This is a genomic window from Mojavia sp., assembly GCF_059505145.1.
This window is the reverse complement of the sequence record NZ_JCACKA010000127.1, coordinates 1-21,109: the sequence shown is the minus strand read 5'-3', so window position 1 is coordinate 21,109 and position 21,109 is coordinate 1. Positions and strand designations below refer to the sequence as shown.

Annotated in this window: 18 protein-coding genes and 1 pseudogene; 8 read left to right on the top strand and 11 right to left on the bottom strand. The window is 40.7% G+C overall.

Translation table 11 applies throughout. From position 1 onward, the window contains the following. The 3 genes from AC5JL8_RS35055 to AC5JL8_RS35045 all read left to right on the top strand — a co-directional run. A partial coding sequence (locus AC5JL8_RS35055) for a thermonuclease family protein (RefSeq protein WP_495884309.1) occupies positions 1-473 on the top strand: 473 nt, incomplete at its 5' end. 112 nt (positions 474-585) lie between these two features. After that, on the top strand, positions 586-5,592 hold the full coding sequence (locus tag AC5JL8_RS35050) for a RecQ family ATP-dependent DNA helicase (RefSeq protein ID WP_495884308.1): 5,007 nt from the start codon (positions 586-588) through the stop codon (positions 5,590-5,592). A 90-nt stretch (positions 5,593-5,682) separates the two neighbouring features. Beyond that, on the top strand, positions 5,683-8,544 hold the full coding sequence (locus AC5JL8_RS35045) for a DEAD/DEAH box helicase (protein ID WP_495884307.1): 2,862 nt from the start codon (positions 5,683-5,685) through the stop codon (positions 8,542-8,544). A 6-nt stretch (positions 8,545-8,550) separates the two neighbouring features. Here the strand turns inward: AC5JL8_RS35045 and AC5JL8_RS35040 are convergent, their stop codons facing one another. Beyond that, a complete protein-coding gene (locus tag AC5JL8_RS35040) occupies positions 8,551-8,811 on the bottom strand; it encodes a hypothetical protein (protein ID WP_495884306.1) in 261 nt (86 codons plus the stop codon). Positions 8,812-8,939: 128 nt separating this feature from the next. After that, positions 8,940-9,221: a hypothetical protein gene (locus tag AC5JL8_RS35035; protein ID WP_495884305.1), complete on the bottom strand. Its 282-nt coding sequence runs from the start codon at positions 9,219-9,221 to the stop codon at positions 8,940-8,942. 201 nt (positions 9,222-9,422) lie between these two features. Here AC5JL8_RS35035 and AC5JL8_RS35030 point away from each other — a divergent pair. Both AC5JL8_RS35030 and AC5JL8_RS35025 read left to right on the top strand, forming a co-directional pair. Continuing rightward, positions 9,423-9,533, top strand: a pseudogene (locus AC5JL8_RS35030) (Red carotenoid-binding protein); the annotation flags it as partial. A gap of 1,551 nt (positions 9,534-11,084) precedes the next feature. Next, positions 11,085-11,372: a Mo-dependent nitrogenase C-terminal domain-containing protein gene (locus AC5JL8_RS35025; RefSeq protein ID WP_495882274.1), complete on the top strand. Its 288-nt coding sequence runs from the start codon at positions 11,085-11,087 to the stop codon at positions 11,370-11,372. Between the two features lie 1,631 nt (positions 11,373-13,003). On the opposite strand, the gene AC5JL8_RS35020 is transcribed toward AC5JL8_RS35025, so the two are convergent. The 7 genes from AC5JL8_RS35020 to AC5JL8_RS34990 form a co-directional block, all read right to left on the bottom strand. Beyond that, complete coding sequence (locus AC5JL8_RS35020) at positions 13,004-14,917, bottom strand: hypothetical protein (RefSeq protein WP_495884304.1); 1,914 nt, start codon at positions 14,915-14,917, stop codon at positions 13,004-13,006. Between the two features lie 64 nt (positions 14,918-14,981). Next, positions 14,982-15,689, bottom strand: coding sequence for a hypothetical protein (locus tag AC5JL8_RS35015; RefSeq protein WP_495884303.1), 708 nt, complete (start codon positions 15,687-15,689; stop codon positions 14,982-14,984). Continuing rightward, positions 15,689-16,099 carry a hypothetical protein gene (locus tag AC5JL8_RS35010; RefSeq protein ID WP_495884302.1) on the bottom strand — a complete coding sequence of 137 codons (411 nt, stop codon included), beginning with the start codon at positions 16,097-16,099 and terminating at the stop codon, positions 15,689-15,691. The genes AC5JL8_RS35015 and AC5JL8_RS35010 overlap by 1 nt, the downstream gene beginning before the upstream one ends. Positions 16,100-16,551: 452 nt before the next feature. Then, positions 16,552-16,824: a hypothetical protein gene (locus tag AC5JL8_RS35005; protein WP_495884301.1), complete on the bottom strand. Its 273-nt coding sequence runs from the start codon at positions 16,822-16,824 to the stop codon at positions 16,552-16,554. A gap of 14 nt (positions 16,825-16,838) precedes the next feature. Continuing rightward, positions 16,839-17,396 (bottom strand): hypothetical protein, encoded by a 558-nt coding sequence (locus AC5JL8_RS35000; RefSeq protein ID WP_495884300.1) that lies wholly within the window; start codon positions 17,394-17,396, stop codon positions 16,839-16,841. Next, complete coding sequence (locus AC5JL8_RS34995; protein ID WP_495884299.1) at positions 17,386-17,697, bottom strand: hypothetical protein; 312 nt, start codon at positions 17,695-17,697, stop codon at positions 17,386-17,388. The genes AC5JL8_RS35000 and AC5JL8_RS34995 overlap by 11 nt, the downstream gene beginning before the upstream one ends. Before the next feature lie 155 nt (positions 17,698-17,852). Beyond that, positions 17,853-18,068, bottom strand: coding sequence for a hypothetical protein (locus AC5JL8_RS34990; protein WP_495884298.1), 216 nt, complete (start codon positions 18,066-18,068; stop codon positions 17,853-17,855). A gap of 110 nt (positions 18,069-18,178) precedes the next feature. Here AC5JL8_RS34990 and AC5JL8_RS34985 point away from each other — a divergent pair, with 110 nt between their 5' ends. Both AC5JL8_RS34985 and AC5JL8_RS34980 read left to right on the top strand, forming a co-directional pair. Beyond that, complete coding sequence (locus tag AC5JL8_RS34985) at positions 18,179-18,409, top strand: hypothetical protein (protein ID WP_495884297.1); 231 nt, start codon at positions 18,179-18,181, stop codon at positions 18,407-18,409. A 225-nt stretch (positions 18,410-18,634) separates the two neighbouring features. Beyond that, complete coding sequence (locus AC5JL8_RS34980; RefSeq protein WP_495884296.1) at positions 18,635-18,850, top strand: hypothetical protein; 216 nt, start codon at positions 18,635-18,637, stop codon at positions 18,848-18,850. Positions 18,851-19,066: 216 nt separating this feature from the next. Here AC5JL8_RS34980 and AC5JL8_RS34975 read toward each other — a convergent pair whose 3' ends face one another. Next, a complete protein-coding gene (locus AC5JL8_RS34975; RefSeq protein WP_495884295.1) occupies positions 19,067-20,188 on the bottom strand; it encodes an IS630 family transposase in 1,122 nt (373 codons plus the stop codon). 38 nt (positions 20,189-20,226) lie between these two features. Continuing rightward, the gene (locus tag AC5JL8_RS34970; protein ID WP_495884294.1) at positions 20,227-20,688 is read right to left on the bottom strand and encodes an AAC(3)-I family aminoglycoside N-acetyltransferase; all 462 of its coding nucleotides are present in this window, start codon (positions 20,686-20,688) and stop codon (positions 20,227-20,229) included. A gap of 35 nt (positions 20,689-20,723) precedes the next feature. On the opposite strand from AC5JL8_RS34970, the gene AC5JL8_RS34965 reads away from it, so the two are divergent. Next, positions 20,724-20,939 (top strand): hypothetical protein, encoded by a 216-nt coding sequence (locus AC5JL8_RS34965; protein WP_495884293.1) that lies wholly within the window; start codon positions 20,724-20,726, stop codon positions 20,937-20,939. Positions 20,940-21,109: the final 170 nt, after the last annotated feature.

The window sequence follows — 21,109 nt, the reverse complement described above, 5'->3', positions numbered from 1 at the left end:
CTCGTCTTCAACAAGTACTGCCAGTAGACCAGTCAGTACAAGTTCGACAGATTGAGCGCGACAAGTACAAAAGGCTGGTAGCTGAGATTTTTGTGAATAACCGTTCTGTTAACCTGACAATGGTGCAAGAGGGACAGGCTGTTGTGTACAGGCAGTATCTACAGGGTTGCAACAGTGGCAAAGAACAATTCCTTCAGGCTGAGGCTGATGCTAAAGGTAAGAAGTTAGGATTTTGGAATCAATCGCAGCCGATGATGCCTTGGGATTTCAGGCGAGGTCAAAAGCTAACTCAAGGCACGACGACGCGATCGCTGCAACAACAACAGTGCGATCGCTCCTATCCAGACTTTTGCATCCCGCCCAATGCGGCAGACTTGGATTGTCGTGACATACCTTACCGCAGATTTAGAGTGATTCCACCAGATCCGCATGGGTTCGATAGAGATGGGGATGGCGTGGGTTGCGAAAAATAACTATTAGAGGTTATGGTTGCAGTTATTTTCACACCCAAGCGATCGCTTGCGCTGGAGCGGAGCATCATCGCCAATGGGTTTAAACTAATTCCAATATTTATATCAGGGTTTCATGCGGGACTTACTGTTACTTAATTCCAACTATGCTTATTTAGATTTAGAAGTTAATAATGAGAGTGATATATATCGGCTAGGGTTAGTTTCTCCTAATTTAGTCAAGGATTTTTCTCAAGAGGGGCTAAGTCAAGCTTACGAACAATTAATCAAGTTAAAAGATAGTGGTTTATCCGTTTGCGGTCATAACTTCCGACGATTTGATTATTCTTATCTTGTTCAGCAAGAACCTCAATTATCTTCATGGAACATAATCGATACATTAGAATTATCAATAATTTTATTTCCTTTACAGCCATCTCATAAGTTAAATAAAGAATATAAGCAAAGCCAGTATTCTAGTAATAATCCGTTAGAAGATGCACAGGCAACTCGATTATTACTTAACCAGCAACTGGAAGCACTTCAGAAGAAGCCTGTTGAAATACAACAACTGTATATTTGGTTATTAACTTGTGGTGATGAAAATGCAGACTTGTCATATCAACAACTTTTCTGCGAAGTTTTAGGCTGGAAAGTTGAACAGCCTGCAATAGAAAGTTTACCAGCAACTATGCTCAAAGGGATGAACCAATCTTATTTGCAGCAGGTATGGTTTAGCCCAGAAGCTTACGATTTTGAGACAAGATTGTGTGTAGCAGCATTGCTAGCTTGGAATTACGAGTGCAACCTAAGCGAATCCAAGCAGGCTTTTTCTGATTGGCTAAGACATTTAAACAGTTTTCAAACTGTACTGGAGAATTTACGTCCTTTAAGTACAGATGAATTTGCCATTAACTCTTACCTAGAATATTTTGGTATTCTAAATTTTCGCTCTTTGCAAGAAGAAGCGGTTAAAGCAATTATTAACAATGAGCGTCCGCTGGTTCTGATGGCAACTGGCGGCGGAAAATCTTTGTGCTATCAACTGCCAGCTTTTATGTATCATGAAAGGCATAAAGCATTGACTGTAGTGATTTCACCGCTTCAAGCATTAATGGCAGATCAGGTGGCAGATTTAGGACAAGCTGGTTTTTTCTTTGCTACCTTTATCAATGGAAATCTCTCAGCAGCAGAGCGTCGTCAACGGCTTGAAGAATTACGCTCTGGTTCCAAAGGTTTACTATACATTAGCCCTGAACAATTACGCTCCATGAGTATCAGGGCATTATTAGAACAGCGCCCTCCGGTTCTCTGGGTAATTGATGAAGCCCACTGTGTGAGCCAGTGGGGTCATGATTTTCGTCCAGATTACCGTTATATTCCAAAATTTATTTATGAATTATATCAACAACGGCAGCTTACAATGCCATTGTTAGCCTTGATGACAGCAACAGCAACAGTTGCTGTCGTAGAGGATATTAAAAATTTATTCGCTCAACATCAATTAGATATTAAACGGACAATTGATGGAGCAACAACAAGAGATAATCTCACCTTTAAGGTCATTCCAGTAGCTGGAAATAAGGAGCAAGTTTTACTAAATCAAGTGAAGGAATCTCTTCAATTGGGTGGTAGTACATTAGTTTATACCACTACACGTAAGAATGCTGAAAAATTAGCTCAAATTCTTACACAAAGCCAGATTGAAGCTAAATATTATCATGGAAAACTCACAAAAGAACAGAAACAACAAGTTCTGCAAGAATTCAAGTCTGGTAAATTAAACGTAGTCACTGCAACTTGTGCTTTTGGCATGGGCATCAACCGTCAGGATGTGCGCGCTGTCATCCACCATTGTATGAGTGCAAATTTAGAAGGTTATGTCCAAGAAGCTGGACGAGCTGGACGTGATGGGAAACCAGCAGTTTGTACTCTACTATTTGACCCCAAAGATGCAGATACAGTTTTTCACTTACAAAGTCTGAATCAACTAAGCGAACAGGATTTAAAAAATGTCTTTATCTCAACAAGAAATATTCGTCAGCGCACCTTCGGCAGTGCCAGAGAAGATTGGTTTTGGGTGACAACGAATGAGATTTTTATTGAGGGTGGCTTTGACGAAGAATTTGGGCAAGAGTCAGAGCAACAAGCCACTAAAATCAAAGTTGGGCTACATTACTTAGAAAACTTTGGTTTGTTAGAACGAGCCGAAAACTTTTCCAGCTTTATACAATTTGAACTGAAACACGATACTTTTGCCGAATCCCTAGAGCAATTTCAAGAATATGGGCAAAGCAAAAATTTATCAAGGTTTGAAGCTGAAAACTTTGAGCGACTGATTCAAGCAATGCACGTTGGCAAAGCTTATTGTAATAACCATGATGAACCTTTTCCACTAGATCGCCTGAGCGATGAAGCTGGAATTAGTTTGCATGATCTGACTGCTAGAATTCGAGAATTACAAAAAGCTGAAGTCTGTTCTTTTGAGATACCAATTACACTTGTTATTACTAAGGGTGTAAGAGGAGATGCCCGTAATAACCACGAACGCATTCGTCAGTTGGAAGAGCAAATATTAAACCAACTTAGTCAAATGCTTGGTAACGAACATGAGATTCAAATAAATTTGCGAGGACTTGCTGCTCGACTTGACCCAGACAATAAGAAAAAAATTAGAGCATCCAACATCATGAATATTTTAGAAGGATGGGTTGCTCAAAAGTGGGTAAAGTTAAACCGAATTTCTCGTGATGTGATTCGATTGCAACAAATTGAGGTTGCAGAACATTTGCCTGGGCATAAAATTTTAACATCTACTGTATTGGAAGTTCTGTATCAAGCCTTGAAAGATACAACTGGAGCGAGATTACCTTTGAAGTATGAATTAGGAAAACTCGCTCTTGAAGTTACCCAAAAAACTCAACTCGATTGGGATAATAAAGAGTTAGAAGTTATACTCCTGTGGCTGCATCAAAGAAAAGTGATTAGACTCAGTGATGGGCTAAATTTATTTCAACAGTCGCTTAAAATTCGGGTAATTAAGAACGCAAGGATTCCCACAGTAACACGCCGTTATCCTGAAGTTCAATCGCACTATGAAGAGCAAACTCGCCGTACTCACTACATGGTGCAGTATGGGAAGTTCAAGTCAGAAGAACAGCGTCAGCAATTCGTCAGTGATTACTTTGGTACAGTTCAAGAAGAATTCCTTTCAAAGTATTATTTATCGACACAAGATATTACCACGCCGATTCTTCCAGAAGACTACAACCGTATTTTAGAACCACTGAACCCATCTCAAAAAGAAATCGTTTTAGCTTCAGATCCAGCAATGGCAGTAATAGCAGGCCCAGGCTCTGGTAAAACAAGAACGATTGTTCACCGGATTGCTTATCTTGTAAAGGTTAAGCGAGTTGAAGCACAGCGTATTCTTGTTTTAGCTTATAACCGTAATGCAGTTCGAGAGTTACGGCTGCGATTGCAAAAGTTAATTGGCGAACAAGCATCCCGAATCCGTGTTTTTACATTCCACGGTTTAGCATTAGCACTTTTAGGACGCACGGTAGGTGAACATAGTAAGACTCAAGCAATAGAATTTGAGCAACTTTTGATTGAAGCTTGCGAACTAATTGAAAAAGGTGAAGAATTTGAAGATGCAGATGAAGATGCTCAAGCACGAAGAATTGAATTATTAGGAAAATTAGAATATATTTTTGTTGATGAATATCAAGATGTTAGCGAAAAAGAGTACCGATTAATTCAGCTAATTGCTGGTTTAAATGAATCTGAAGATGAAATGAGGGTTGTGCAAATTAATCTTTGCGTTATTGGAGATGATGACCAAAATATTTATGAATTTAGAGGCACTGATCCAAAATATATCCTTCAATTTGAGGAGGAGTACAAAGCAAAACGTCTCTTACTTATAGAAAATTACCGCTCCACAGAGTCAATCATTCAAGCTGCTAATCAATTAATTAGTAGAAATCAAATCCGCTGTAAAATTACATCGCAAGAGCAGGTAAAAATTGATAAATCCCGTACTGGCTACCAAGGTTTATCTGTTGAGGGGTACATTTTTAATAATATTAACTCCCAAGTAGTTTGGGTACAGCAACGCATTCAATCATGGATAAAAAAAGGCATCCTACACAATGAAATTGCTGTTCTTGCTCGTCAATGGGCTAACTTAGCTCCAGTCCGATTACTTTTAGAAGAAATAGAGATTCCAACTTATTCTTTAAAAACAGATGGAATTAAACTTGTTAGGAATTTAGTAACCTGTAAACTGCTTGAAGAACTCAAGGTTCAGAGCCACCAAATCCTTTTACCAGAAGAATCTGTCCAAGCCTGGTTTATTAACCTTTTTACTCAATGGAAACGCAGCTTACAAGAACCTACAGTTAAACTCTTGCTCAAGATTGCCGTTGATATTGATCAAGAACGAGGATTTGGCTCCGAAGAATTCGCCCTTCCCATTAGTGCGTCTGATGTTCTTACTACTTTATTTGAATTCAATGAAAGTCCAGAAGTTGTGCTAGATAAGGAAGCTGTTCTAGTTACAAGTTGTCACGGTGCAAAGGGATTAGAGTTTAGAAAAATTATTCAGTTAGCAGATAATTTTACAATTTCTGCGGATGAAATTGAAGCAGAACGCCGATTATTTTATGTGGCAATGACTCGTGCTAAGGAAGAGTTAATTTTCTGTTCTACTCGACAGATTTCATTTGTAATCGAATCAGGAGTAATCCCAAAATTTTTAAGTGTTACTACAACATCTCTGCCACGGCAGATGTTTTATTTAGACCTTAGCCCAGGAGATGTTCATTTAGGGCATCAGTTTACAAAGAATAATCAGCATATCATTACTCATCTGATGGAAGGTACTGCACTGCAATTGCGAGTTAATAAATTTAATAATGGTTGGGATATTTATACAGTGCAAGGACAACTGATTGGGGCTTTGTCACGAAAAGCGAATGCTGAACTAACCTCCAAAGGATTCAAGCCTGGACAGTTCCAGTTTCAGTCAACTGAAGTTACAGTCAAAAGTATATACCGTCATTTAAAAATGGATGAAGTCAGTGGCAACATAACAGAAGACTGGTTTGTTGTAATTCCCCAAATTAGAGTCTGCCGCTAACAAATTGAATATCCCAGGAAAAACGCTACATCAGGCTAATTTCAATCAGTTTATACTAACGGGTAATACCAGCAGCAGAAATCTAATTTTGTGACTGACAGTAAACCAACTGATTACGCGGCGATTATCAAGGCTGCCAACCAAAGCGTTTCAGAACCTCCCGAATGGCTGAGTGCAGGTAAACACGTTTACTCGCCAGAGTACGGGGTAGGAGAAGTAATGGCAGTATTAGGCAAGCGGTTGATTGTTAAGTTTGTTGAAGAAGTTAAGCCAACTCAATTTGGGGATTGGGAACAGGCAATTTCTAATGGCTCAATTAAATCAAGCAATGCTAACTTAGTTTCCTCAACAACATTTTTGGAAGAAACCAATACCACAGCCGCGGCAATTATTGAGCAGATAAGGCAAATTCCCCAAGTAACGTTTCAGTCAGTAGCACAAGAACTGTTAGCAAACATTACAACGGTAGATATCACAAATACCAACGAACCTATAGTTCACCCCATTCCCGAAGATTTACCGCCTGCTTTGCGTTTAGGATTACACAATAACGGTATCAGCAGCATTTATTCTCATCAGCTAGAAGCGCTGTCAAAGTTACGTGCTGGCTTCGATTTAAGTATTACTACTCCAACGGCAAGTGGGAAGACGTTGTGTTACAACCTAGCTATTGTTGAATCATGCCTGGTGCGATCGCAGACTACAGCACTGTACATTTTTCCACTCAAGGCATTAGCTCTCGACCAAATGCGAAAGTTGCAATCGCTTTTTAAGGCAATACCCAACAATCGGCTCAAACTAGCATTGATGACTGGGGATACACCTGCACAACAAAGGCAGCGATTTTTTATCCCTAACCCTCCTAATATTTTGGCGGTCAGCCCAGACTTATTGCATTACTATCTTTACAATGTCCGCCGTCGAGAGGATGGGGAAGGATGGCGACAATTTCTTAAACAGTTACGCTGGATAGTAATTGACGAAAGCCATACTTATATAGGTGCTTTTGGCGCACACTTTGCCAATCTCATGCGAAGGCTGAGGTTAGCAGTTGACGCGGTTGGTGGTAATTCTCAAGGGCTACAATTTATCTGTTCTAGTGCCACAATTGGAAATCCTCAACAGATGGCATTGCGCTTTAGTGGCAGAACCGAGCAACCACAAAGATTACATCTAATAAAAAATAGTGGCGCGCCCAATGCAGGACGCACATTGTTATCGCTCACACCTAGTAATGCGGCTAATGTCGAAGCCACTAAAATTGTCATTTCTTGGTTGCAACATAATCTGAGTGGTATTGTGTTTTGTAACTCCCGTGCTGCCGTCAAAGGTTTGTTGGGATTGTTTCAAAGAGAAACACAACGTTTAGGGCTGGGTCATCTTGCTAGTAAAGTAGCAGTATTCTATAGTTCCTTGACGAGCGATCGCCGCCGGGAGATTATTCAAAAGCTGCAAGCAGGACAAATAAAGGTAATTATTGCCACCTCAAGCTTAGAAGCAGGAATAGATTTACCTGAACTGGATTGTTGTTTGATTCGCGGATTTCCTGGTAGCCTGATGTCATTCTGGCAACGAGTAGGAAGAGCCGGGCGTAAGCAGCATGGATTAGTAATTTATTTACCTTTGGGGCAGAATCCGATTGATGTCTATTATGCTCGACACCCGCAGCAGTTATTATCAAAAGAAGTAGAATCTGCTACTTTTAACCCAGATTACCCGACAATTCTCGGAAAACATTTAGAATGTGGTTGCATTGAAAGTAGCGTAGCGTTAAGCGAACTCAATATCCGTTTTGGAAAAGCATCTGGTGCAGTTGCAGATTCTTTGATACAACAAAATAAAATTTATTTAAGTAATAATAGAAAACTCTGGGGAAGAGGTTATCCCCACAAACAAGTCAATCTCAGAAGTAGCACCCAAACTTCGATTTCTTTAATTAACAAGCATACAGGCGAAATACTAGAAAGTATGTCGTTAGGGCTTGCTCATCGAGAAGTATTTCCGCAAGCTATCTACATGGTTCAAGATGAAAGTGGTGAGTTAGTAGCCTACCGCAGTGAAAACTTAAACGAAGAAAAAGGAGAAGCACTACTAACATTTCTGGGTAAAGATACAGATTTATTCACTCAAGCTGAATCGGATTTAGATATAAAACCAATTTCTGCACTAGCAGAATCTAAAATTATTCCCACTACTATTGAAGATGGTCGCTTACGTTTAACTTTGGTTTGGGGAGAAATTACAAATTCTGTCATCGGTTATAGCTTGATGAAGCGTACTTATGGGATGACTTGTAAAAATCAACGTTGTGCTAATTATAAAAAACCACTTGAGGGAAAAATCTGTATATCATGTAAACATCCTTTGAGTGCATCAGAGGTGATAAAGCTGCAAAATGAAATATCATTCGAGCAACCTTACATAACCAAATACCAAGCACCATGTGTAATGGTTGAATTAAATCAACCACTACAAAAAGCGTTGCAAGCTCAGGTCAACAATTGTAAACAACAAATTATGTCTGTTAATGGTAATGAAATACCCGAACATTATCAACCATTGTGGAGTAGTGGTGGTGATGTAACTGCATTGCATAGTGTTCAACACCAAATAATCAAGGCTGTACCATTAGTAGTTTTATCTTCAAGCCTCGATGTAGATGAAGTAATTGTGCAGAAGGAAACTAGGAATATCGGTTACTTCTTCGATACTTGTGATGGGGGTAATGGTGCAGCAGAAGCCATTTTCACAGATTTTCCCAAGTTTGCAGCCGCAGCTTATGCTTTAGCTAGTGAATGTGGTTGTGACATGGGTTGTCCAAGATGCTTACATTCAACTGCTTGTCCTCAGCAAAATGAACCACTGCTCAAGGATGTAGGTTTGTTCTTGTTAGAGGTTATTAGCCAAGCTGCACTCAATTCTCAAAATTCAAGTTCAATTTTTGGTGGCTAATTCACGCTAAATACCAGAGGCAGCACTTGCTGAGAATGTAACAACCTGCGACCCTATGTCACAAACCTGGATGTCACGACGAGAGATAATTTGCAACTCGTGAGGGTAACGCGGACGCGGATCATTCACCAACCAGATTGGAGGAATCATCGTGGTTTCATAGTAATCAATCTGATGCAAAACCCCAGGATTATTTTTGAGTTCTACCACTGTCCCCGGCAGATACTCAAATATTTCATCCCAATCAATAGCCGAATCGACGTTCATCACACTCAACCTGTTTAATACCTGAATTACTTACTTGCCCATACCAGCCAGACCTTGACCTTGCATTGTTAACTTGGCAAATAAAACATTAGCGAAATAGCTGGTGGGTATATCAACCGTGCTTTTGATTAGCAATAGAAATCACTGCGATCAAGTACCACTTCACCATAATCTGGCACCCAGGCAACCCAGGTCACTGGGGATTCCTGGCAGAGCAACTTGGCTTCCTCAAAGGCATAATCATTGGGTGGTTGGAGCAACTTTACCCAGGTATCTCGGTTATACGTGATGTGGCAGACGGGGTTCCAACCTGAAGTGAGCTGGTTTGCCAGAGTCGGGGCGGTCGAATTAACCGAAACTGTTTGATGGGACATAGACCTTCTCTGTCTGTAATCTATTAAAACTTGCAAGCATTGCTCTCTCCAACTAGACCAGAAAGAGTAAAATAAATAACTTCTGTATCTATATTTACAAAATTGGGGGTAAATAGCTCAATCACCCTGAATAAATTAACAAATCCTGACATAAGAGATAATAAGTCCTGATTTATTGCTTCTGATGCTGTTCAAAATTCTGGTTATCCTGCATACTCTGAGAGCCACCGTCTGGACGGGATGAACATTGCTTGGCGATTCTTACTAAATCCTCAAGGCCAAATTTACTTCGTCACTATTGATTTATTTGCTTCTCCCAAAGAACTGTTTAACCTCACCCGCAGCTAAAACTTCCTTGCTTTAGATTTGTAGTACTTGCTTTTAATACAAAGGAAATCACACAAGGTCTAAGTGCCGAATGGCACTAAGTTAACGGCAAATCCATTATCTGTAGGGCTTTTGGGTATGGGGTGTGGCTGAGTGGGTGTAGTGACGTTCGCGCCAGCGTTGCGTAGCAAAGAAAATTATTTATGTTCGTATTTGATATTTGGTTTTCTTAATTTTCCGCTACACCCTACCCCCAACAAAGAGCCAACACAAGCTTTCAACTTTTCAAGCGTGCCATTCGGGTCAGAGTCAGCCACCTGTGTTGAGTTTTTGGGAATTCGCAAGGATGATTTTTAAGAAGCAATCGCCTGCACTTCAAACAGGCGATCGCAGTGTACTAAGGCACGAGAAGGAGTTATGTTCATGTGATTCTAGCTTGTTATTAGATTGATATTATTGGCTTGGTTACCTGATTTAGACAGCCACAAGAGTACACTCGAAAGACATAGTAACCAATTTTTACTTTTAGCACTCCTCGCTCTTAAGTGATGAGTACATTAGTCATAAGTAAGTTTTTGGCACACGTTTGAGTCGGTAAAAACGGACGAAAACGTGTGTCAACTTCTCGAAAAGTACAAGCTAGACAAGCAAATCAAGCAAGTATTTGACCTCAAGTACGCTGATTTTAAACCTGTTAAAATCAAGAATGAAGCCTAACTAATAGCCGTAGATCCTTGCAAGAGCAATCACAAGCAATGCAACGGTTAACACAGCACTCAGATGATAATAATTGTCTAAAATCCTTAACAATTAATAGGGTCAAGCCAATGCACAAACTCAACCCTAGTTCTGGAGCCTGAATCTGGGAACGAGATAATCCCCTGAGGATTTTGGCAATTTGGCATCCGATAGAGTGCGGTTGCAGTTTTAATGGAAATAACAAAACAACGGGACAAGCAAAAAGCTATACGGCGGAGATGGTCAAACGATGAGCTTGTGTTGTTCCGGTGTGGGCCAGTTACGAGAGTGCTGTAGTCGAGACGCTACATGATAGATACGGCACGCAAGGCCGGGTGAAGGCAACTGGCTAGAAATAAGACGAATTAATCTTTTCTAACTAAACACTTGCCCCTATAAATCCCAGTTCTCTTTATTAAAAGGCAATTGCCATTTTCAAATTAGCTTCAACTCCAATTCCTGCCGTGCGCTTCGGTCAATAGAGCATTTCAAAAAGCTGTGTTTACTACTAGAAAGCGACCGATAGCAAAGCTGAATTCATCCCTAGTCATCATCAAACATTTGAGGTGAAAAACTAAAAAAAGCTATCTTTTCTGCTCAAGCGTACTCAACAAGAATGTCAAAGACTGTAATTGCATTCCGCATATTACTGGCTGTGACTCTGAAAATTTCTTAGTCAAAACTAGTTGACTTGTTGTACTTTCTCAGCAAATTTACTGGATTTTCAATTGAATTTTAAAAAACAAAAAAATAGTTTCGTAATTCTACGATGTTTTTCTCTATCTTTAGATATACTCTTAAAGGAGTAGAGATTGATTTAAGGAGAGTGAATTTATGAATTTATCAAATCAAGCTCAATTGAATAACAGCTTATTAAACCAAATCCGGTATCAGCTTGAGTCTATAGAAATACATGATAATAAACTTGCCAGACTCTTGTGTAGAGTTATTCCTTCTCAGTGTCCATTTGAACGCACTGTATCAATTTTAGGACGGACGCTTTTTCACATCCCGCCCTTGTGCAAGTTAAACCCCCTTTATGAACAAATCGTTAGTCTTCGTTTTAAGTGTTTGATGTATTTAGCAGATGAATGCGGCGAAGATGTGACAAAATACTGCTAAATATAAGTTTCATCAATAAAAACCAAGTTGGTAGAATCTTTTTTACAGAAAATTAGAGGTTTATTCTTGTTGTGAAGCATCTGGAAAACCTAAGCTTTTTGGGAAAAAAATTAAGTTTAAATATACCCAAATCAGACAAATAAATTTTTCGGTAAAAGTAGAATTTTAAATGTATTAATCTCACATTTTTAGTTAGTTCTAATGTTGCCTCAGCTGACAGCAGCATATACTTAAGCAAAACTCTAGAATTACATAGGTCGCGGGTAGTTTCCTTGGAAATTTCAGTGTATTTTCTTATATCAATTTAGTTGTACGCTCAGTAGGATATAGCGAAATGCAGTTAGTTGTTTTCTGTAGCTACTTATATAATTGTAGCGATTTGAAGCAGAATACAACTTATAGAGAACTTTTATAACTAAGTATCGGGGAAATATACCCTATCAAAAGCCCAGTCATCATGACTGGGTTTTTTGGTAATAATAGCGGCAGTAGGCGTGCCAAAAAACAGGTTTAAGCGCGAAATAAACTTAATAAACAACAGTGATTTGACCTCAATAACTGCACTTCGAGTTTTATTCTCTGCCCAAAGTATACTTTTGCTCAGAACTTCTCATTTGTCGTTAGTTCAATAACTCAAAAAAGATGGTGGACATAGCGCCCACCGTCTCAATCAAGCTGTTTAGCGTTTCACAACTAATATTAATCGATACCGTCAAAATACTGAAATAATTTTATTCAAGCTTCGGTGAGGATTTAGGCGATCGCGTGCAGCGCACGGTGCTAACGGTAATCGTATGCTCATCTCAGGTTGAAAGCTGAGGTATTTTTGAGCGATTCATAGTACCTAGGACATCAGCTAAAAAACAGGAGCAACCTGAAAATAAAGCTGCTCCCAGACGAGTTGGTGTCAATGATGGTGTAACAGAGAATGGGAAAATACCACTGTATTCATTGGCACTGTCACTCCTTGCAATGGCTGATTATACCAGTGAAATCTGTATAAATACTCAAAAAACAGGAGCAACTTTACAATCAAGCCACTCCCAGAAAATATAACGTGAGCCGTAGAGTAAGAGGAAATAAAGTAGACACCACCTGTTGTCCACCTTGGCTAAAATTGGAAACTTGTGAAATCTCAGAATATTTTAGTTCATTGCATCTGACAAAGCAAGCAACTAAACTGTTACTTGCTTTGCATAAGGCAATCACTGGTAGGCAAATTGACTCCTCACCAGAGCTGAGAACCACGGTTCGGTTTAAAAATTATTTGTTGAGCCAAACAATACGCTTTGAATCGCTTGGCGAGGGGAGCAGGGGAGCAGAGGAGCAGAGGAGAGAGTTTTAAGTTTTTCTCTAAAATTTAAATTGTGCAACTTGTAGGCACAATAGCTTAATAGTGGCAATGACAATGCCTAACGCTTATCTGAGTAGTGGCTTTTCGAGAAGAGCATACTAGAGATCGGGTCAATTTTTTACAATTTTAAGTATCACACACATGAGTCCTAGATCAGGAGCAATCTCGTGGAGAGATAAAAAGACTCTATTGATCATCCGTACTTGAAGATGTAAGAATACCGGAACTCGACTGGAACTTGACTGGAACTCAACTGGAACTCAACCTTCAGTGTGATTTACTGGTTAACGTTAATAACGCTAAAACCATCTTTTTCATTTCCGCACAATCGGTTAGTGTCAATCAATTGTGATAGGGCATTTCTCAAGTAAAGAACACTCTTTTTCTCTTCGCCCCACTTGCGGCTGTTTCTGATAGCAGCAAAAGAAGTTGGAGGACTAGCAGTAGCTGCAACGATTGCTACAATCTTATCTTTATCAGCCTCAGAAATACTAATGGATTCTACTTCCAGAAATTCCACTTCTTGATAAGGCTTTGAAAAAATGGACTCCAGATGTTTAACTGCATCTGATGGGGCAATCTTCTCCCCTCTGGGTATGACTGCCTTTTCATGCTGTTGAACTAATTCTGGGAAGAACTGAAGTAATGTTCTGGCTGGATCTGGTTGCCCATTGCCTGGATGCAAATGGGTCTTTAGCCATTCGGGAATTATGCCCAGATTGCCACCACTAACAGGTTCTCCAAAGTTATTAGGGTTGGCTTTGAAATATTCTCCACTAGCAACATTTATTTTGCGTAGACCACCAGCGCTAACCGCAACAGCTACACAACCAATAAAGTTAACCGATTGTTTAAAGGTATCTGCCAGTCCAGCCGTAGCTTTACCGACCACGCTTGTCAGGTTAGAGCCATGCAATACGATAATTAATGTACCACCAGACTTAGCGAAGCGAGAAAGTAAATATTGAATCGCCCAGGTGCGCTCGCTTTCCTCCAACAATGACAGCAACCGCATCGCTTCATCAATCACGATAAGTAAGTTTTTATGGGAGTAAGGTTCGCTTCCATCTAAGGCTTTAAGAAATTTCAATAAATCACGAGCGACGAGTTGATCAGCCCCATCCGCATTAATATCCGGGTACTTAAGGGCAGAGGTCAAGTTGCAGGCAAAGGGGTAAACGTCCACCCCGGCTGTAAAGTATTGGGTGTTTAATCCGGGGTCAAGTGCAGTAGATAATGTTGCCAAGATTGCTGCTAAGGTTCCCTTGCCACCTCGCTGAGTACCAGCGATCGCAATGACTTGGGAACTCATCATATCTTCTACTTGAAAACCACTTTTCGTTAAAGCCGCGATGAGTGCGTTTGCCCTATTAATTAGAGGGAGATTAATTATAGTGTCTGGTGCAAGCCTATCAGCTGATGACTGTAACTCTGTCGGTCTAGAAACAGAAGCAGCTTGGTTCATCTTGCTAATATCTACCTGTGGTGATTGAAACTGCTTGATATCTACGGTCGGTAGTAAATGGGTTTGAGCCTGTGCAATGGCATTTACCTCCAACCGATTCACCCGACTGTCAATCGTCACATTCTGTAAATGGAGAGCCATGCTTTCATAAGTCGGTAGCTGACGACCCTTAAGCTTGCTAAACCAGCCAAACATCCAGCGATAAGCGTAAAAACGTTTTCCTGGTTCAACTTGGGTTAAATACTGGACAATATTTTCAAACTCAGCATAAACAAAAGTGTACTCTTGTGCCTCGTGTCGCTCCAGGAATTTAACAGTATTGGCAAGATGATCCGCTTGATAATTGCTCCTAGCATCATAATCTCCCAAAAGAGCTAGAGCGTCTATAAAGTTGCCACGTACAAAAGGCAAGGGGGCAATTTCTTTAGTGCGGTTCGAGTGTTCGACAACAAACCATAGCCATGCAGCACCACCAATTAAACCACCAACTAGTGCCAGTGGGTTGACCGCATAACAAACCGCTCCGATCCCAGAAGCCAATAAACCAAGTACACGAGTCATGTCTGCTTCATTCTCAGATGCCCGTGCCATTTCAAATAATCCATCTTTTCTCTCTTGCAACCATTGAGCAATATTTCCGGCTTCCAAGTGAGACAAATTAGGATATTGCTCGCGCAAATATTCAGTTTCTTTAGTTGTAATTTTTGGGATATTGTTACTTTGCATAAAAGAAATGCCCTGTTGAGTAGTGAGTGCCGCTCCACTCAAGAGTTATTAAGCGGCGCTCACTTTAATCCTTTGTCAGTCGCCAAATAGAAAACCCAATTTCACCAGCCATCATTGTGCCGATGTTAAACAAGATACAACCCAAAATCATGAATGGGGCTGTAAATTCAAATGGGTTACGAGCCGCAAAGGTGGTGACAATATCGAACGCCCAAACCGCAATCACAACTAGCCCCGTGCTAGAGCGATCGCGTATACCTGCGGTCTTGTAGTCCGCCCAGAGTTGGCCCACCAAGTCAATCTTGCCACTAGGCTTGGTTTCAAGCTCATAAACCATGTGGTCTTGAAGTTCCCGCCTAGCTGAATCTGGGTTCTTACCGCGTAGGGCGTGGGCTTCGATTACTTGCACACCCACAGAAATCATGAATGCCAGGTAAAAAAACGGGTTGAACAGTGCAAACGGTACATTTAGCCAATTCCAAGTCGGCTCAAACCACGGGCATACAGGTGGCCCAGTAAAGATTAATTGCCAAGTTGAATCAGCACTAATCATGGAACCGCCGATAAATAAAATCCCGCCTACCAAGGCACGACCTGCACCACCGTTAGCAACAAACTGATTAACAATCGCAGCGGCAGCCCGAATGGGTAAGCCGACAATCATCACAACAGCCTTGGCACAAAAATCGATGATTTCACCAAGCGATCGCTTCTTATCTTTGGGTTTACTATTGCTGTTGCTAGTGCTGTTACTTTCTGCACCATTACCCATTACTGACTCCTACTTTGTTTGATATTTTGAATGCTTTTACAAATCCCTTTAGCTTTGTGCTTCCACTTCCAAATTCCTTCTTCAATCCGCCCAATACACCTACCCGTTGCGTCAAAAACATCAATAATCTCATCATCTTGATAAAAGGTTGTGTCTGGTCTGGGATTGCGTTTAGTGTTGTCAATGTAATTAGTAATTCTCAACTTGCGACTTGTGGGCATCACTCCTGCCTCATATAAGGCATCACTGGTTTTTGCCCGTTCTTCTATGCGCGAACGTTCTAGTTCTTCTGAGGCTTTTAGCCGTTGAAGCTCTGCATAAGCCCCCAACTTGGGTACTAAGGGGATGATTACGGGCAATATGCAAATGCCAACACCAGCCAAAGCTAAGTACAGTTGTTTCTTATACATGAGATTGCTGTGCTATAGCGCGTTCTTAGACATATCTTTAATGAGGCGTTTCATGTTTCACGACCCTGAAACACTGATGAAACCGTTGAAACAGTTTCATGAAACAGTGCTGTGAAACAGTTGGATGAAACACTACCCTTCATAACGGCTTTCGAGCAAGGAACTGACTGGTGTTTCATGTTTCACGCTGGGGGAATGCTGTTTCACGAGGCTGAAACACTGATGAAACCGTTGAAACGTTTCATGAAACAGTGCTGTGAAACAGTTTTATGAAACACTATCTTCATAACGGCTTTCAAACAAGGAATTAGCTGGCGTTTCACGTTTCATGTTTCACGCGGGGGAATGCTGTTTCATGGTGTTCCACGCCCTGAAACATTGATGAAACCGTTGAAACGTTTCATGAAACAGTTTCGTGAAACAGTTGGATGAAACACTCTCGCTCATCACTCTTACTTTGATGCCCGTCCCAGAAAAGTCAATCCTGCACCAACAAGTAATCCCAACGGTATGAACATCCCACTGCCAATTAATCCAGTAGCGACAACGCTACCAACGAGATATACACTGCCACCTAAAGCGCCAACGACTGAAGTAGCAAACAATCCCGTACTCAGAATATCCATAACTTGATTTTTCCTTTGATGAGCTAATAGTTCTTGAAGTAATCGGATTTCGGTAACAGTGGCAACAGTTTCATTTTGGATTTGTAATAATGCCGCCACTGTTTTATAAGCTTCTAAAATTGGATCTGTGTCCCCATTGAACTGACTCTCTCTCGTAACGAATTGAGTCGTACTTTGAGTTGTTCCTTTTTTCGGATCGACTCCCCCAATCTTGTTGAGGCTTCTTCAGCTAGGTTAATTAAACTTTGATCAATCTCTGCTATTTGGTTATCAACTTCAAGCATCGATTGTTCTGCGAAGGCATCTAGCACAGTTCCCTTGGCTGCAATCAAAGATTCCATGAACAACAATGCTCCAGTTACCCCAGTTGATGCACCCAAAATTTTAGATTGCTCGTTCTGAACAGCTATAGCACCTGAAATAGTCTGTTTATCTGCTGCGGTCAGTTTGTATGAAGCTTGTTGAATTGCTTCAGAAGCCTTGGTAATCGCGGCTTCTTCCATTCCCGCTACTGGTGTTTGCTGAGGGTTGTGGTTTGTGTTAGGTTTCAAAAATTCTTCAGGCATGAGTGAATTTACCGTCCAAGCCTGTCCGGGAAAATTTTTGCGAAACTCGTCAACTAACTTACCGGGCTTCATACCAATAGATTCTGCGTATTCTTTAATCGTCATCGCTAACTCCTGTAAATTTTGAAGGATTTTGCTTTAACTCAATTGCGGTTTGAGTTGAACCTTTAGCTAAAACACCAATTCGGATTTTTTGCAGAACTGGTAGATGCCAATTCGTGAGTTTAATATTGCGATTCAATCCGCCATTTTCTTGATCTCTAAACTGTGCGAAACAGGGCAGATATAAAGAGGCTAAATCGAGATAGTTTCTGAGTTGTCTTTCTGTAACTGGCGGTTCCATTTTCTTTGCTGCCTGTTCTCGTGTGAAAATTTCTTCGACTAGACATGAACCCTTTAGTATCAAGCTTTTCCTCCTTTTGATTTCCTTTTGATTTCCGGTTGGCTTCCGGTTGAATTCCGGTTGACTTCCGGTTGACTTCCGGAAATCTACCAGAACTATCTCAATTAAAAACCGCCTCTCAAGAGCGGTCTAGTCGAAAAAGTATATGAATTTGTATACTATGCAGCAACAAAAACTAGGCTGGGATATCCTTGTTGCTGCCATTTCGAGTCCAATTCCAAACACAGAATCAGTACGCACAAAGGAGGTTTGCGGTAAGCTTTTGTGCCAGGACGAGCAGCATATTGTTTAACGGTTTGCTCAGTTTTACCGAGGGCAGTGGCTAGTTGATAGTTAGTCAAATTCCATTTTTTACGTAGTTCTAATGGATGCATTTGCTTCTTAACCCCTTGTTAGCCGCTTAGAAACAACTTTATCATAAACGAAATTCTAGGAAATAGTGGTCAATAAGCCCACAAGAAACCCGATAATTAAGGGTAAATTTATGACTATTCAAACAATGCCAGAAACTAACGCACCTAAAATGACACGTATTGAGATCAATGTGCCAACCGCATTACTGGCTGAAGCTGATGAATTAGCTGCAATTGAAGGATGGAAGCCTGCCGAACTACACCGGATTTTTTGGGAAAAAGGATTTGCTGTGCATGTTGAAGGGAGTAACAAACGCTTAATTAACAAATCTCTTCGAGAGAAATTTAGCAAGTCAGATTGATACTCCACCGTTCAGGCTGGCGGCTGTAACAGGAGCCGAATATCTTAGTTAAGGAATTTTTATTTTACACGCCAGGATTCAGGTATGGGATAATGTGTTGTTTGAATCGATTTTCCTCCATCTGATTATCTATCTAAACGATAAGAATCGCATGGAGGTTTTAAACAATCGTCTGTATAAGAGGTTCTGCAATCACGGAATTGTCACCGCACCATTTTCAGTTAATTGCAAATACAATCGTGGGAATTAAATTCCTGTGGTGAGGAATTAGATAGCGCGATCGCTGTTCATCAACAGCGATCGCATTTTATTTCTTTAGCAGTGAGTATATGCACCCGTAGGTTTGAGGAGGTTTTTGGTACAAGGAAGAAAGTTCATGCCGCAATCGTTTTCTTGTATTGCATCACCGGAAAGGAGGGCTGGGGAAGCTGGAGAGGCTGAGGAGGCTGGGGGAGAATACCTTCACCTAGTGGTCAGAAGCCTCCTTTTTTAAAAGGAAGAAACAAAAAAACATTTGTTTTGAGACGCGTCAGCGCGAAAAAACAATACATCCTTGCTTGAAGCCTCTGTGTTTACGCAGAGGTTTACCCCCCCTGCTCCCCTCACCACCCCTGCTCCCCCTGCTCTCTTTTTTCACACTAGTAAGCTAATCAGCATTTAAGCTGCAACATAGTTTATATTGCCCTTGTTTTTGATTTTCCGATGCCACTTAATGACTAACTCACCTTGATTTAATAACTTATCTAGTAAAGATTTCAATTCGTCTACTGATTTAAATAAACGATGAGCCATAAATTCTTTACATGAATGCCAAACTAATTCAATAATGTTGTAGTCAGGACTGTAAGGCGGCAAAAACTCTAATATAAAATTCGGAAACTCTTCAGATATTTTAGCTAGAACATCTTTGCGCTTATGAAAACTAGCATTGTCTAAAATTAAAATAATCTTAGGGCCATACTTGGAGAAATCTTCCGGATGGTTTCCTTTACTTATCCACTCTTGTTTAATTAATTCGTTTAATTGTTTTAATTGCTCATAAAAAATATCTGCATTACCCTTTTTCACGAAAAAGCATACTCGTTTTCTATCTAATTCTCTAATTGCTCCCATGACATTAACACGACCACAGCGTCGTTGTCCTGGAACATTCTTACGTTTTCCTTTTTTACCCCAACCCTTACGCCGAATCACACGTAAACTGAACCCGCTCTCATCCCAAAACCATACCTGTAAACGCTCCGGCTGTTCTCGTGCGATTTTTAAATATTGAGTAAGTTTCTCCTTAAACTTGCCTCTTTTGATTGGGTCTTGTTTATCTTCTAGGTCATATTTAGCCCAAATATAACTATACTTTTTTCTCTTTAATATCCTCCTTACCTGAGAACTACTTAAATCAATGCCTGTCTTTTCGGTTAAATATGTAGCTAATCTTTCTGCTGTCCATTTCCCAAATTCGTAACCTAACTCTGATGGGTCTTGGTCAACAGTTTTTAATAATAGTTCAATATATTCAGTTGTAGCTTTTCGGTAATGTTTGTACTCTCTTTTATTATGTAAAGTTTCTAGATTGTCTGGATCGCCGTGCATACACCAATATGCCACTGTTCTGTGCGAACAGCCTAAAAATTTAGCAATTTCATGTTGCGGTTTCCCATCGTTCTGAAGCAGAATAATTAGAATTCTCTCTCTGACGTGGGGTTGCTCGCTCTCTTTTAGAGCTTCCTGTAAGGAACTAACTTGTTCTGGCGTTAAAAAGTTTTTGGCTGGGGGCGGCATCGCTGCTTTGAAACGTCTTCATTTTCTTATTATGCAACTTAAGTGCCGATTAGCTTAACTGCTATGTCAAAATGCAACACGTCTTCGCGAGCGCCCAGCTTTGTATAAAGTTTAATGGCTGGCTCGTCACCAATATCCGCCTGGACGAAAATGACATAAGCTCCACATGCTGCTGCTACTTCCTTCAGCTTCTGAATTAATGCCGTTGCGATCCCCTCCCGTCGGTGTGCGGCGGCAACAGCTAGATCGTAGATGTAAATCTCGCTGCGCTCCTGCTCGAACTTTTTAAGCTCGTAGGCAGTGAGACCGCCAACGACCTCACCTTCTTTCAATGCGGCGATCGCAATGAAGTAGTCACTATCGAGCAGTTGCCGCAGGTAGTCTGCGCTAGGCGGATTCCCATAGGTCTCCATCTCATCGAACGCCTCACCAAAGGTCGCTAATAAAGCTTCCATTAATGCAACGTCCTCCGGCACAATCTGTTGAATGGTTAAGTTCATTGGTATTTCCTAAGCTACATTCCTGTTGAGCGGCTATGATTGCAGATGTCCTCAATTTTGCACGTTCAAAGTTTAACTTCTTTCGCATTACAGTGACAGCATTTAATGAACGTGCGCTCAAAAGGGCGATCGCCAATTTCTTAGAGTCAAACACGGCATTTCTTATCGTAGACGATGCCCACAGTTGCGATGCCAAATTTAGGTTGTGGCTCAAGCAGTTACGCCGGGGTGGTGTGTGCGGGATTTGCTAATGAGCTATCTTCATTAATCTGCACATTTACAGTAGCTCGCGCATCTCTCAACACAGATTTCAAAAAACTTTATGTAATACTGATCTATTAGAACAAACTCAACAGTTAATTTAGGTAATGCTATGAGAGAAATAGCAAAGCCATTCGTCCATGAAGAAACTGCTTAAACG